Source organism: Sphingobacterium sp. HSC-15S19 (assembly GCF_050433745.1).
GTDB classification, from domain to species: domain Bacteria; phylum Bacteroidota; class Bacteroidia; order Sphingobacteriales; family Sphingobacteriaceae; genus Sphingobacterium; species Sphingobacterium siyangense.
Genome location: NZ_JBNPWQ010000027.1, coordinates 1 through 13,994, shown reverse-complemented (window position 1 = coordinate 13,994; position 13,994 = coordinate 1). Strand labels below are relative to the sequence as shown.

Here is a 13,994-nt window from a genome sequence, read left to right as displayed (position 1 = left end):
TTTATCATGAAAAAGAAACTATTTAAAAATACATTCATCGTCGGACTTATTTCTGTGGCAGGATTAGGTTCATGTACCAAAGATTTCGAACGGATCAATACGCCGCCGACATCGGTCACCACTGTAGACCCTTCCTTACTCATAGCCCGCATTCTACGTGATGGCACTTTTCAGGAATCTGGGGAACTACCCAACAACAAGTTCGGCTCTTGGATCCAACATTGGGCCGGGGGACCGGTAGTGCCTGTTTCTCGATATTTTGAAGGACCCGAAAATCTTATTTGGTCGCAGCACTACACCTTGCTCCGCAATATCGTTCAGATCAAACAGGAATTAAGCGGCAAGGAAGACAATGCAGAAGGAAGAAGTAAACTGGCTATTGCCGAGCTTTATGAAGCATACCTCTATCAGCGCCTTACAGATTTGTTTGGTGACATCCCCTACTCTGAGATCACAAAATCCAATAAGGAAATTAACCGTACGCCCAAATTTGACAAACAAGAAGAGATCTATCCGGCACTGGTTCAAAAGGTCGATGCAGCTATGGCAAAGCTTACAAGCGGCGACCTGTCTTACGGCTCTTCAGATTTCTTTTACAAAGGCAGTATTGATAAATGGAAAAAATTTGGCAATTCGCTCAAATTAAAGCTCGGCATGCGCATGCGGTACGCCAATCCTTCTTTGGCCCAGAAAACGGTTACTGAAGCCATGACTTCTGCTATAGGTCTATTCTCCAGCAACAGTGATAATGCCGCAGTACCGACCTACAACGATGCTCAGGCTGAAAACCAGAACCCAATTTTACGTCAAATGACTACCGGAAGTGCCGATCTACGTTATTTGGCTAATACCCTGGTTGAAAAACTCAAAGAATACAATGATCCAAGGCTTCCTTTACTTGCCGAACCGGTCATTAGCAATGGAGTCGCAACCTATCAAGGTATTGGGGTTTCGTTGACCGATAACCAACTGTCACAATTAATTCGTGCCAACTATTCAACGGCGAATAAGTCTACTTGGTTCAGCCTTTCATTTGCACCGATCCCAAGCTATGCCTTTACCTATTCGGATATCTGTTTTTACAAAGCCGAAGCTGCACTTCTTGGCTGGGGTGCTACACCTGCAAATACCCAAACGTTCTTTACAGAAGGGGTCAAAGCTGCGCTGGCACTTCCGCCATACAATATGACGGCAATCCCCTCTGCATACGAACCTGTGCTCAATCTAAGCGGCTTGACTGACGAACAGAAAATGGAGAAAATAGCGACACAAAAATGGATTCACCTATTTGGCCGGGACATGGAAGCCTTTGCCGAATGGCGACGTACAGGATATCCTCGATTAACCCCCGGTCCTAACCCAGGTTCCACCAACGGACAAATACCGCGTAGAGCTATTTATTCCAGTGAAGAGGCTGAGTTAAACGCAGCAAATTTAAAAGAGGCTGCAGCACGCTTGACAAATGGTGACTCGTTCCTATCCAAAGTCTGGTGGGACAAGAAGTAACTGCACTTTTTTAGCCGAGATTATAGACAGACAAAGCTGTTCACAATCATTCAAAGAAGTGCTAATAAGTAGGGCCCTGATATTAATATCAGGGCCCTACTTATTTCTTCTCATCTCCAATTCGCATGGTTGTCAGGTCATACCAATACAATATAAGTCAAACGATACTATCGGATCCTCTTAAATAGTTCCGTTTTATTGTGCTGTATAATTTTCAACTCATTACCGCTGATGGAAAATTTTCCGGAGTAATAAATTAAGCTGTCTTTCCCCAAGTCATCATTCCCCTTTGGAGGGTAAAACAACAATGAGTCCGCTGAAACACGATAAGATCCGTCAGTTGCATTTTTTACCGAACAGGGTAATTTTGACTGAAAATGCTGGGCTGCCTCAAAATATAATCTTTCCTTCGTAATCGCATGTTCCCAGGCTCCATACAATTCATCTTTCGCGAGGTACTTGTTTTTCAATACCGCCAATAATGTAACAATTCCAATCGCTGCCAATGGAATATAGATGAATTTAATTTTACTGACTTTATTGAACCAATTAGGTCTATCTGCATCGGTAAATAAAGGGGCGCTGTCAATAAAAAAGGCATAAAAAGCTTTATAATCTGATAAAAGCACGAAAACAGCCATTAAGGTAAGAACGGTTGCCATACCTTTTGCACCCTGAATGTCAAAGGCAAAATCCATCAATAAAATATTGACGATAAAGGTCAGAAAAAGGATCACACCGATTCTGGCAGTTTTGCGAAAAAAGAGCAATAGCGCGCTGATAAGCTGCGCAACAGCAATTGCATTGCCGTACCATTTGGAATAGCCAAAATAATACCATGTCAATTCGAATCCTGAAAGCGCTGAAAGCGGTTTATCAAACACGCTGGGTTGTGAGGTAAATTGTGTTTCCAGGAGCTTAGCGGCAGCGTACGAAATGATTACAGTTGCCATAAAATACCGGCAAAATGTATACAGATAAAGATGTAGTGTCTTCCAGTTCATGTTGTGGGAATACGAGGTTAAATTAAAGTGAAAACAGATGATGCACATCTGATCATCAAATTTATGGTTTTAGAAAAGAGTAAAATTGTAAAAATGGAAACTACTCTACAATTAGCCAAACATTTTCTTTATTCACATCAACATCTTTAAAAAAGCTATTCGGGTTTAAAGCTGTAAATGCCTTGAAGTCCTTAATATAATGCGATTGATCGTAAAACCCTGTATTTAACAAAAGTGAAAATCGCTTGGATTTATGTTGCATTTTCAAGGCCTGTCTAAAACGATGTATTTTTTTGTATTCAGAGGGGGATTTACCTAAATTCCGCAAAAATAATCTGTTAATATACTGTCGGGAGAAATGATACTTCTTAGCTAATTGATCGACCGTAAGTTCGTTTTCGAGATCTGTCAGCATTTGTCTAAAGATCGTAAGATCTTTATCCGCTTTGAGTTTAGACAATAAGTAAGACTCTAGTTCAATAATTTGAGACGTTCTATCCAAAGAAAAGAGTGTCCTCATTTTATCATTAAATCCATCCAAAAAATTTATATCAATCTGTGTTTTCCTTATAAAGAGCTTTGCAGGATCTTCAATGAAATGATTGATGCCTAAGGGATGAAAATAAATAGTCAATTCATCAACAAGTTCCTTATAGAAAATCTGCATCGGTTTGGTATACCTAGAGACAACGCAAGTCATAATATTATTTGTTTCAGAAGAACTTATCGTGACGAGGTCCCCTTTATCTTCCACCTCAAACTGCTGATTCACTGTTAAAATACAGTAGTTATTTGGAAAAGTCCAATACTTAATAGGCCCACTATCTTGATTTTTAGTAATGAAATAATATCCTTTAATGTATTTTCTTAATGTTTCGTTAATCGGCTTATAAAAGTCTAATTTCATGCTTTTAAAATGGTACTTTCCTCAAAAATAAGACTGTAATTCATGTCCCTTTTTTAATTCAGGGACATTTTTACGAAAATAGGATCGACAAATGTATTAAACGGGAAATTGGGCAGCGATTTGAAAAAAAGATTTTACGTACTCTACTCAAATTACGTCAATTCCAAATCGTCAAGGCTAATTTTCTCTTTCTTTACTTCAGTAATTTCCTTTTCTAATTTTTTTAAGTTTTCATCAATCAATGCTATACTACCTTCAGGAAGAACTGTCTCCCGGTCATTCGATTTGATCGATTGCGTCGTCACAACTAATTCCAGATCGTAATCTGTCAGATTGATTCCTTTGACGGGATAGCGAGGAAAGCTCCAGAGTTTAGGATAATCTTTTTTTTGCTGATTGAAGACTATCGTATTGACACGAAACTCACCTGGCTGGAGCACACTGTCAGATTCGCCAAAAACAGCCTGCTCATTACTGATAATAGTTTGTGAAGAACGTTTTTTCAGCACATACGAAAAGCCCTGACTTCCTTTTAGCGGCTTTTTACCCATATACTTCATAGTCACTATAATTCTGGGAACAGGTTCGCCAAAGAAATCTTCGAGTCCCAGTTCAATCGGTTCCAACTGAAAAACAGCCAGCTCTTTCTTTACCTGTTCAAATTCAGTTTTATGTTTTTGTAGACTATCGATCTCATTTTGAAGATGAGCTATTTTCCTTTCCTGTTGTTTTTGAAGGATGTCATCGGCCAGGTCCAATACTGCACCGTAAGATTTTCCATCGATCATACCCAACGAAATACGATTTATTGATTCCTCATTATATTTTTGAGGTTCGTTCATTTTGAGCCACATCGCTTCGGATAGTGCCACTCGCAAGGCCTTTTCCAAGTTCGCTTTTTCTTTGTCATTCAGCTTTGCTTCTACCTTTTTACGGGAACTGTCAAAGGACGACTCGTCCTTTCCACTTAGTCTTTCGCTACAAGAGCTTATAGATAATGTCAAGAATAGTCCGATCAGTGCGATTTTTATGCATTGTTTCATTTTAAATAGTTTTAGTATACAAGATATCGGCTAAGCTTGCATAAAGCTAATGCTTAGGTAACGCTGTTCTTAAATCAATTGAACGTCCTCTTACTGCTAATTCCATCATATCGTTCAAGCTGAACATAAGAACGCAGAATTTAACATTCAGTTTTTTTATGAGCTGTTAAAAATATACAAAAAACGTTATCTTAAAAATTAATTCAACACAAAAAGCTACATTTCACAAGATAGCCCCCAACTGACACTTTCCAACTGTCGCTATTGATAACAGCCCGCTGACTCAGCGATATTTGTACTAGGTATTTTGGCCAAACACCTTAGAACAATCTGAAAATAAAGGAATTCGAAAGGTGAAATTTTATTTCCCCCTGAGTAAAAGATGCAATTTATCGTAATCTTCCCAATCACCGAAACCTGCGAAATTTGGTTTTTCGCTCCATGAAACCATAGCTTTACAATCAAAACAGATCTTAGCGATCCCAATGCATTGCTTATTTTTATAGAACACAAGGATATCTCGAAATTCATAAATACAAGAGGTGTCGACATGATCTGTTCTTGTTTTTAAGAAAAATAGTGAGTCGACAGCACGATAGAGAGATTGATCCAGTGAGCCTCTAACATAGCCTATATTCTTCAAATGAGATAAAAGGGAAAGATCCAACTTATCATCTTCCAGTACTGATAACAAAAGACGCTCTTTCTCAGATTTATTCTTTTTGTCCTCCAATTCACCTATTTTAAATAAATCAATATCCACAAAATAATACTCCAGTGAATCAAAATTAGATGGTATCGGGACCGAGGATTCTTTTCTCCGCCGTTCTATGGTACTTCCACTATTCATGCAACCTTGCAGATAAATAGCACTGAAAAGTAGGCATCCAACGGTAAAATATATTATTCTTTGCATACAAATAATTTACAGGCTTTTGAATGGTTTAACTATTTTCAAAATTATCAATTTCATTTCATAATCTAGTCGAAGAGAAAACCACATTTCTTAAGCACCCCATTACACAGCTGAAAGGGAGCTGTTGCGAGCGTTACAGATGCTAAACTTAGTTGAACATGCAATGGGAAAATTTGTGTTCAGCCGAAGTTTATACAACATAAAATGTAGTAGTAAAACAACTACAGCTTTATAAAAATTAACCGCAACAAAACTTAACTACAAGATTTTTGGTTTACTTTTGTGATAGATATATAATATTATGAAACAGAAATTTTACCTGCCACTTTTAGCATTGAGTTTGACTACTATTATTAGCTGTAACAAAAACAATGATACCATTGATGACCCTAAAAATAATCAATCTGTTGTTATCGACAATAATGCAAGTCAATTGAATGCACGTTTAGATCATCAAAATGCTGGTTTATTGCCGTTATCTAATCTTTTAGCATCCGGTAAGCGCGCAGCCAATGGTTCGACAGTAACTGCCACTCAAAACCCAGACTTCTCATTAGCTTTGGTCGCACAAGTCGCTCCTCCGGATTATGAAGGCAATAAGCTTCGGGCAACCCATGTTGCTGTTTCGGGCAACTACGCTTATGTAAGTTACAATACCGAAGGCGATCGCTATCTTGGTGGTGTCGATGTCATCGACATTTCAGATATTAATAACCCACGTCTTATCGTAAATGCTAAATTGCCGAATATCGACATTAGCTCATTGGCAGTTGATGGCAATAGCCTACTCTTAGCTGGAGCAGCAGATGAAGGTGTATTGGCAAAAATGACCTCACCTGCAGTTCTTATTGTTTTACCACTTCAGAATGGATTACCTACCGATGCTTATCGTTATACAGGTCTGCCAAGCTATGTGGCAACAGATGTTACTTTTAACAACGAAAGCCAGTATGCTGTTTCAGGTAATGCGGGTGCTATTTCTAAAATCAATAAATCTTCGGGTGCTATCGAAAAATCGGTAACTATTGCGGATCTCCTATCTGTAAGAACATACCAGAATCAAGTGTATGTGCTTTCAGGAACACAGGGGATAAAAGTTGTATCCAATAATCTTGATCCGGTTAAAACAATCAATGTGAGTCAAAATCCAAGTTCAGCAAAGCGTACTATCGATTTTTACAGCAGTTATCTTTTAGCTTCTGAAGGCGCTCAGGGCTTGGGTATTTATAATATAAATACAGGAGCTCTAGATAAACGCATTAGTATTCCAGTAAGTCCTGATGACAGCAACATGGATCCGGAAGATATTGTGACCAATGCTGTATCTACAAACGACAAACGTGTATTTGTTGCCAACGGTGGTGCTGGTATCGCAGCCTATCAATTTGATACACAAAACAACTTTAACTATATCGGTAGTGCAAGTTTCAATGCGATTGACAACAGTTCAAGTAATTTTGTGATCAGTAGAGATAACTATGTTTTTGTAGCAACGGGAAAAGGTGGCTTAAAAATTCTTAAACTCATCGATCTGAAACCAACAACTCCAAGCTGTAATGGTACTTATCCAGCTTTCACAGGCAGTACACAAGGAGACCTGAATGTCAATAATGAAGCGAGCTACTCAGATACAAAAACATTTGCCTCAAATGTCAATATCAACCGGAATTTTAACTGGTGTGGCACACTTAATATCAATGGAAATTCTGTTAACATCAACAGCGGTGTATTCAATATGTATGGTTCAATCGCTTTGAAGCAAAACATTAACGTCAATTCAACAATGAATTTGGTGGGCTCAGGTGTTATTGGTGGAACTTTTACCGTAAACGGAAGCGGTATCTTGAGTGTAACAGGTTCACTTTCTCAGGGAACTGTCGGATCAAAATCCACTTCATTTATCAATGGTAAGATGGTTATTGACGGTGAAGTTGTCGTATACGGTAACTTGACTATTAATGGTAGCGGAAAGGTAGAATTTGCCAACAGTAAGTCCAAATTAATTGTTTATGGAAGTCTTACAAATTGGGGAAGCGTTACTAACGGAACAATTACACAAGTCAAATAAGACATTGTATAGCCATTAAGCAGAACACAAAAAAGCCACATCAGATGATGTGGCTTTTATATTTACCGAGAATTACAAAAAGGTCATTATATTGTTGTTATGCTTAAAACCTCATAAATAATCTTATTGCAAAATAGTCCGTGGGGTCAGCGGAACCTTTTGCTTCCAGGTACCCTTCACTTGGAATTCGTGTCCGGATGTTTTATTCTTGATCGTGAAGATATAATTGCAAGTTCTTTCGAGGTATTTGAATTCACCTCTCGCGGTTATCTGGGCATTGGGCTTGAGCAGCAGTTCTTGTTTATCTCCAGATTTAATATAATTTTCAAAAGTTTTGCCTTTGCTGTAAGGAACTTTACCTTGCCAGCGAACTCCACCATTTACCATTAATTCATCCATGAAGATCGTAGAGTCTGTTTTATTGAGCCAGTCAAAAGCGCCGTAGCTGTCACTTATGAATTCGGAACTATACTTTACGTCCTTAAAAATGGCAGTGATATCGACTTTTCGCTCTCTATTTGAGCTATTTACCAGATTCATCGCAGTACACCCTTCGGTACTGACATAGATTTTCCGGCTTTCTTTCACTTCTTTGATTTCTTTTTTGACCAACTCATATCCGTCAGCCCTAGTTTGAATAAAATTCACTTCATCCATTTTATCCGCTGATAATATGCCAATAGCAAAATTCCTAGGCTGATCACTAAAATTTTCCAATAAGGTCAATTTAAGCTCGTTATTAATTGTTTTTTCCAACTGTAGCCACCCGCCGTCAACCCCAATCGAGCCCGTACGCTCCAACTTGAGCTTTTTTCCAGTGGAATCTTTCAATATTTCTCCTGTAAGGGCATCTTTGACATAGGATACATACCATAAATCCGCTTTGATCGGAATTACATTTTCCTTGATTCCGGTTTGTAAGTTGACAGCTTTAAAACCGGGATCTATTAGACCTCCTTGTGAATTAAGTCCCTCTTTAGAACAGGATGTTAGTATAAGCAGACAAAAGGGCCATACCAGATAAGAAAAGGAAAACGTTAGCTTCAATGGATTTTTCATGAAATCGATTATTTATACAACACAATTTACCAAACAAAATCTATCTTGTAAGTTAAAAAAAACAATAGACCTTTCCCCATCAATCCCAAAAAAAAATACGCTTAGGCCAGAAATCTTGACAAATAAATAGACATCTTGACAGACTAATCATCGCTATATTAACTTTCGTCACTACAAAAATGCCGTTCGTCAAACTCTTTTTGCCAAGGAATTGATCTTTCGTTCTTTTGAACAAATCAAAACAATATAAAATGAATAACAAAGCAATTTTATCATGCATCGTATTATTTGCCATGATGTTTAGCAAAAAACTGTTTGCTCAGGAGCAACCTTTCATTCAATTGGGTATAAAAGGGGGAAGTAGTCTCAACAAACTCAACACCGAATTAGCAGACTTAGATGACAAATATGCCATAGGATTACACATAGGGGGTATGGCAAGAGTTAATCTTGGAAGAGCCTATATCCAGGGTGAAGCTCTTTTCAATAAACGAAAAGCAGCACTTAAACCGCAAGGGCAAACCGAAAGCAAACTCAAATGGAATGCGATTGATATCCCCGTCGTTGCAGGCTACAAAATCTACCAAAATCAGGACATCAATTTCCGGGTAATAGCTGGTGTAATTTACAGTTATACGCTAAACGACAACTTGCCGCCTCTAAAAGCAATACAACAAGGAATCAAACATTTTGACAAATCAAACTTACAAGTTACCGGCGGTCTGGGAGTCGATATTCAGCGATTTACACTCGATGTTCGTTATGAACGCGGTTTTTCTGACCTTAATAAATCTTTTAAATCCAAACCACAGGCATTTTCTATTGGATTGGGTTACTTTATCTTCTAAAACAATGAATAAGTTTTACCTTTGGAGCTACCTAGGAATCAGGCTCCAAAGGTATTTTTTTTAAATCGTCATATGTTCAAAAAAAACTATTTAAATAAACATCTTTTTCTCATTTCTTTTTGGTTCGTTCTTGGGTTTGCTGTATGGATTCAAATAAAAGGCGAGTTCGATTCGCTCCAGGCTTTACTGCACACCTCGCTAATCATGGCTTCTTCGATTATTGTATCGCAGTGGCTGAGCGACCGGGTTCTACCGCGAGCGATCAAGGCTCAACAAATGAAACCTTTTGTACTAAAAGCAGTGCTTTTTGTAGTTATTTTAGCTATTTTAATTGGAAGTATAGATTTCTATTTCATTCTCACCAAAGAAGGAATAGCTAACCATGAACGGACAGAGCTAATACTCACTCATTTCTATCAAGCAATTCCATCTTCCCTACTGATCAATGGTACGGCCTGCGGAATTAGATTTTATCAGGAACATGCAGATATTCAACGTATCCATGGTCAATTGCAGCAGAATTTTCTTGAAAGTCAGGTAAAATTTTTACAGGATCAGGTCAATCCTCATTTTATGTTTAATGTCTTGAACCATATTCATATCCTCATGAAAAAGAATGTGGAAATGGCCGATTATTTGCTTCTGAAATTTTCGGACATTCTGAGGTATCAGCTCTATGAATGCAACCAACCGCTCGTACTTTTAACACGCGAACTGCAATATTTACAGGATTTTATAGCCATAGAAAAAATGCGGTGGGGTAACGAACTGGATGTAAGCTGTTCATGGAATCAATCTTCAAAGGATTTATATATTGCACCATTGATGCTCATCTGTTTTGTCGAAAACGCATTTAAACACGTAAACCGTCTTCCAAATCAAAAAGGGAGCATAGCGCTATCCTGTGCTGAGGAAAAAGGAAAACTTCAATTCAACATCAGTAATAGTTATCAGGACTGTCCGCAATTAGCTTCGACAGGACACTCGGGCATAGGGCTGGAAAATGTAAAAAAAAGACTGGAACTGCAATATGAAAACAACTATTCGTTAACAATCCATAAACTTGACGACAGTTTTACTATACAACTGACCATCGATCTTAACAGCTAACTATTGACAATGGAAGAAATTAAAATGAAATGTATCATCGTAGACGATGAACCTATGCTGCGCCAACATATTGCCGAAATGACCGAGCAGATCGATTTTTTGGATTTAGTGGAAACATTTCCTTCAGCACTAGCTGCAACTTCGAGGTTACAGCAGGGCGATATAGATCTTATTTTTTTAGATATTAATATGCCCTACCTCAATGGTATAGACTTTTTAGACTCCCTTGACAACCCGCCTTTATGCATCTTCATCACAGCTTATTCAGAATATGCGTTGGAAGGATTCAGACTTCAAGCTGTTGATTACCTCCTCAAACCTATAATTTTCCAGCGTTTCTATCAGGCCAGCTCCAAAGCTTATCAGCTTTTTGTACAGCGGAACAAACCCTTACAGGAAAGTAGTCCGAATGACAATATGTTATTTGTAAGACAAGGGGATGCTTTTGTTAAAATCTCCTGGACAGATATTCTGTACGCGGAAAGTATGCAAAATTATACAAAACTTCACTTTAAAGAGCGTACAATTACAATCCATCAAACCATGTTAGCTTTGGAAGAGGCATTACCCGGCAACCATTTTTTTCGTATTCACAAATCCTACCTAGTCAATGTAAACCACATTGATATTATTACTGGAGGGAGAGTATATATACAGGAACAAGAATTACCGATATCGCGTACAAAAAGAGAGGAGCTTCTCCAAAATGTTGTTTTTAAGAAGCTCCTCAGCAGATGATTAAGGCATATTCCATTTAAGTGCTACGGAAGTATAGAAGGTTGGAGAAAACCGGGGATCCGCCTGACTTTTGTTCTTGAATAAACTTTTCAGCGACCTATCATTTTCTACATACAATCTGGCAAGTGTGCTTCCGCCGGTCAGCTGGAGCTTCAGGCTCTTGCCCAAATTGAACTGAGGCTGAAGCCCAGCTGTCAATAACATAAAACCGGCCAAAGTAGATTTCCCATTTTTTTCTCGCTCTGCAGTCATACCATCTAGATTAACGACAGCACGAAGATCAACCATTTCATTGAGGTGATAGGATGCGGAAAGACCCTGTGGGAAATTCACATTGAACTTCACTTTTCCATTTGTTTTCCAGTCAAAATACAAGCCAGGTAAGATCATTGGCACGCCAAAACTATTGCTCAACACAGGGCCAAAACCAAAAGCTAAATTCGGTCTAAATTTTTTGATAAAAAGCACTCCCCCCTGCCCCAGTACATCCTTACCATTTACTTTAACGAGGTCTGAATAAATCCCAACGGAGGCAAAAGTCAATAGAGACCAATTTTTCCTTAATGAGGTCAGGTATTGAAGTCCCATTTCAGCATTGAGCATTTCAGTCGGGAATAAGGGCTCTTCGTACCCTCTATTTTCCATCTTTGCATAAGCTGCCCCTATCTTCCAGGACCAGCGTTTTATATTGCCAGAAGAATCTATTTTGGTAGATAATGGAACTTCCAGGTTAAACTGTATTCTCCTAAAATCGCTCTTTGAACCTGTCTTAACACTATCTTCAGGGCGAATATAATTTGATAGTGGGACATAATCCACAGCAACCTGTCCCGATACTGCATTTTGAGCATGTGCAGCCAGCGTAGTAAAACCGCTGAGTATAACTGCACATAATACTTGTTTCCTCATGTTTTTTCAACAAAGGAAGCTTTTGGACGGATCAAGCACCAATCTTTTTGATATAGTGCATGTATACGTTGACCAAATGCAAATTTATCGCGATGTCAAAAAATTTATAACGGCAAGAAGTGCGGATCAAAAGCAATGTTATAGATTAATATCACACATTGCCGGCATATTAATTTCCTTTACACAGCTTGCCGCCGAAGTAGAGATAATAAATCGTAATGCTTGGATTACATCTTGCAGGGGAATAAGATTACTTTGTGTTTGTACAATAACGTTTTCTATGGTTTCATTATGATCAAATTCTGTCGCTAAATAGCCCAAATTTAATATGGAAACACCTATTTTATCTTTTCTAAGGTTTTCTCGTAAGGAATGGACAACACCACGTAATGCAAACTTTGTCGCAGAGAATGCAACTTCTTTTCCACTGTGGTTATCTAAACCCCAAGTAGAACCAATCAATATAATCTTAGCGTTGGACGATTGTCTTAAATTATCTATTACCGACTGTACATTTAAAATGCAAGACGTAATATTCGTATTGATTAAGTTTATTATTTCGGAGGCGCTGCTATCTGCAAAATTATACGCTTCCGTAAATGCATCTTTTTCCCATATCCCAACATTATAGATAAAATAATCAATCCGCTGATTTCCTATTATCGCCTTTATCGTCTCCGAAGATTCTTTCGGTTGGGATAGATCGGTAGCAATCCATCGGATGTCTGAATTGGCACTTAAATAATTTGGTTCATTCCTGGAAATACCAAATATTAGATCATTCTGACTTGGCAAATTCAACGCTATAGCTCTGCCTAATCCCCTACTTATCCCAAAAATCAAATATGTCTTGCCACCTGTTTTCAATATCTCTACTGTTTTGTTGTGCTCGGATGCCATTTTTTTCTTAGTTTTAAATATCCACTAAGATAAGATTTATTTTACGGCCTCTACTTTGAATCCTTTTTCTCGGAGTAAGGTAATTAGCCCCTGATCACCGACCAAATGCCCTGCGCCAACGGCAATAAAACAGGATTCTTCATTGATCATAGGGGGTATCAGGTTACTCCAATTCAAATTTCTCCCAATTAACAATTTTTCTTTTTGTTCTTTCGTCATCCAGGCTGGATCTTGGAGCAATTTTGTCAACTCTTCCAAATTCTCTGATTTATAAGCTTGAACCATCTTAACGGTCAATGCAGGGTATTCGTCCAACTGAAAAACAGATTCGATGAACAATTTAGGTGTAATGAGATCCTTCAGCAAATTAAATTGAAAATCAGGTGTCTACAACTCTCCTATTACCTTTCCTTGGCTGGTCGCAAGTGCTGACAGCTCAACCTCATAAGACTTCATCTTTGTCGGATCCGGGCAATTAAATCCTTTCATCGAGAACAAGGATATAACAGCAACAGGTTTATGGTATTAAATGCTAGTCCCCAAAAATTCTCGCTGCTGTTTTTCGCTTTTAATATCTTCGATATTTTTTTCAATCAACCAGGCTCTAAAATGCTCAGGATCTTGTGGTGTAAAATGGATTACTTCACCACATTTTAAAAGTAGGGAAAAGATTCCGCTAGCGGCAGCGAATTTTACGATTTCGTTAGAATGGTATCCAAGTTGGGAAAAATACTCCATTGTTTTTATTCAATTCTAGAAATACTTATCTTACAAATCGATACAGGTCTTATAGGCCAGCAATCGTTCAGAAAGCATGTTAATTTTTATTTTCTTGCAGTTTTATAATTCATTCAAATATCGTAAATAATTTTAAATATTTCATTAATCAGACATATGTGTCCTAAATAAATTTTAGGATTGGATTTCTGTGGTACAAGCATAGCTTTTTTCATCATTTCGATATTGACCCCTATTTTTCAATCTGC

At 38.1% G+C, this 13,994-nt stretch carries 13 protein-coding genes and 1 pseudogene; 5 read left to right on the top strand and 9 right to left on the bottom strand.

The features are described 5' to 3' along the window. Positions 1-6 precede the first annotated feature (6 nt). A complete protein-coding gene (locus L1283_RS20025) occupies positions 7-1,506 on the top strand; it encodes a SusD/RagB family nutrient-binding outer membrane lipoprotein (protein WP_075991405.1) in 1,500 nt (499 codons plus the stop codon). Positions 1,507-1,673: 167 nt separating this feature from the next. On the opposite strand, the gene L1283_RS20020 is transcribed toward L1283_RS20025, so the two are convergent. From L1283_RS20020 to L1283_RS20005, 4 genes are all read right to left on the bottom strand, one after another. After that, complete coding sequence (locus tag L1283_RS20020; protein WP_075991404.1) at positions 1,674-2,459, bottom strand: hypothetical protein; 786 nt, start codon at positions 2,457-2,459, stop codon at positions 1,674-1,676. 151 nt (positions 2,460-2,610) lie between these two features. Continuing rightward, positions 2,611-3,417: a helix-turn-helix domain-containing protein gene (locus tag L1283_RS20015; protein WP_088160517.1), complete on the bottom strand. Its 807-nt coding sequence runs from the start codon at positions 3,415-3,417 to the stop codon at positions 2,611-2,613. Positions 3,418-3,569: 152 nt separating this feature from the next. Then, positions 3,570-4,460 (bottom strand): DUF6694 family lipoprotein, encoded by an 891-nt coding sequence (locus L1283_RS20010; protein WP_075991402.1) that lies wholly within the window; start codon positions 4,458-4,460, stop codon positions 3,570-3,572. A 361-nt stretch (positions 4,461-4,821) separates the two neighbouring features. Then, a complete protein-coding gene (locus L1283_RS20005; protein ID WP_145327723.1) occupies positions 4,822-5,376 on the bottom strand; it encodes a hypothetical protein in 555 nt (184 codons plus the stop codon). 301 nt (positions 5,377-5,677) lie between these two features. On the opposite strand from L1283_RS20005, the gene L1283_RS20000 reads away from it, so the two are divergent. Then, positions 5,678-7,444: a hypothetical protein gene (locus tag L1283_RS20000; protein WP_088160515.1), complete on the top strand. Its 1,767-nt coding sequence runs from the start codon at positions 5,678-5,680 to the stop codon at positions 7,442-7,444. Between the two features lie 123 nt (positions 7,445-7,567). Here the strand turns inward: L1283_RS20000 and L1283_RS19995 are convergent, their stop codons facing one another. Next, entirely contained in the window at positions 7,568-8,503 is a 936-nt protein-coding gene (locus L1283_RS19995) for a hypothetical protein (RefSeq protein ID WP_088160514.1), read from the bottom strand. Positions 8,504-8,754: 251 nt separating this feature from the next. Here L1283_RS19995 and L1283_RS19990 point away from each other — a divergent pair, with 251 nt between their 5' ends. The 3 genes from L1283_RS19990 (at position 8,755) to L1283_RS19980 (ending at position 11,199) form a co-directional block, all read left to right on the top strand. Continuing rightward, on the top strand, positions 8,755-9,351 hold the full coding sequence (locus L1283_RS19990; RefSeq protein WP_088160512.1) for a porin family protein: 597 nt from the start codon (positions 8,755-8,757) through the stop codon (positions 9,349-9,351). A 72-nt stretch (positions 9,352-9,423) separates the two neighbouring features. After that, complete coding sequence (locus L1283_RS19985) at positions 9,424-10,461, top strand: histidine kinase (protein ID WP_088160511.1); 1,038 nt, start codon at positions 9,424-9,426, stop codon at positions 10,459-10,461. Between the two features lie 9 nt (positions 10,462-10,470). Then, a complete protein-coding gene (locus L1283_RS19980; protein WP_198386042.1) occupies positions 10,471-11,199 on the top strand; it encodes a LytR/AlgR family response regulator transcription factor in 729 nt (242 codons plus the stop codon). Here the strand turns inward: L1283_RS19980 and L1283_RS19975 are convergent, their stop codons facing one another. The 4 genes and pseudogenes from L1283_RS19975 to L1283_RS19960 all read right to left on the bottom strand — a co-directional run bounded on the left by L1283_RS19975 (position 11,200) and on the right by L1283_RS19960 (position 13,746). Then, entirely contained in the window at positions 11,200-12,108 is a 909-nt protein-coding gene (locus L1283_RS19975; protein ID WP_075991392.1) for a DUF6268 family outer membrane beta-barrel protein, read from the bottom strand. A 138-nt stretch (positions 12,109-12,246) separates the two neighbouring features. Beyond that, on the bottom strand, positions 12,247-13,008 hold the full coding sequence (locus L1283_RS19970) for an SDR family NAD(P)-dependent oxidoreductase (RefSeq protein ID WP_088160510.1): 762 nt from the start codon (positions 13,006-13,008) through the stop codon (positions 12,247-12,249). A 36-nt stretch (positions 13,009-13,044) separates the two neighbouring features. Continuing rightward, positions 13,045-13,383: pseudogene (locus L1283_RS19965) on the bottom strand (TraB/GumN family protein); the annotation flags it as partial. A gap of 150 nt (positions 13,384-13,533) precedes the next feature. Further along, positions 13,534-13,746: a hypothetical protein gene (locus L1283_RS19960; protein ID WP_075991389.1), complete on the bottom strand. Its 213-nt coding sequence runs from the start codon at positions 13,744-13,746 to the stop codon at positions 13,534-13,536. Positions 13,747-13,994 lie beyond the last annotated feature (248 nt).

Coding starts and splice junctions, on each gene's coding strand:
- L1283_RS19960 (WP_075991389.1), bottom strand. CDS start 13,746: ATGGAGTATTTTTCCCAACTTGGATACCATTCTAACGAAATCGTAAAA.
- L1283_RS20015 (WP_088160517.1), bottom strand. CDS start 3,417: ATGAAATTAGACTTTTATAAGCCGATTAACGAAACATTAAGAAAATAC.
- L1283_RS20025 (WP_075991405.1), top strand. CDS start 7: ATGAAAAAGAAACTATTTAAAAATACATTCATCGTCGGACTTATTTCT.
- L1283_RS19995 (WP_088160514.1), bottom strand. CDS start 8,503: ATGAAAAATCCATTGAAGCTAACGTTTTCCTTTTCTTATCTGGTATGG.
- L1283_RS19990 (WP_088160512.1), top strand. CDS start 8,755: ATGAATAACAAAGCAATTTTATCATGCATCGTATTATTTGCCATGATG.
- L1283_RS20020 (WP_075991404.1), bottom strand. CDS start 2,459: ATGGCAACTGTAATCATTTCGTACGCTGCCGCTAAGCTCCTGGAAACA.
- L1283_RS20000 (WP_088160515.1), top strand. CDS start 5,678: ATGAAACAGAAATTTTACCTGCCACTTTTAGCATTGAGTTTGACTACT.
- L1283_RS20010 (WP_075991402.1), bottom strand. CDS start 4,460: ATGAAACAATGCATAAAAATCGCACTGATCGGACTATTCTTGACATTA.
- L1283_RS19980 (WP_198386042.1), top strand. CDS start 10,471: ATGGAAGAAATTAAAATGAAATGTATCATCGTAGACGATGAACCTATG.
- L1283_RS19975 (WP_075991392.1), bottom strand. CDS start 12,108: ATGAGGAAACAAGTATTATGTGCAGTTATACTCAGCGGTTTTACTACG.
- L1283_RS19985 (WP_088160511.1), top strand. CDS start 9,424: ATGTTCAAAAAAAACTATTTAAATAAACATCTTTTTCTCATTTCTTTT.
- L1283_RS19970 (WP_088160510.1), bottom strand. CDS start 13,008: ATGGCATCCGAGCACAACAAAACAGTAGAGATATTGAAAACAGGTGGC.
- L1283_RS20005 (WP_145327723.1), bottom strand. CDS start 5,376: ATGCAAAGAATAATATATTTTACCGTTGGATGCCTACTTTTCAGTGCT.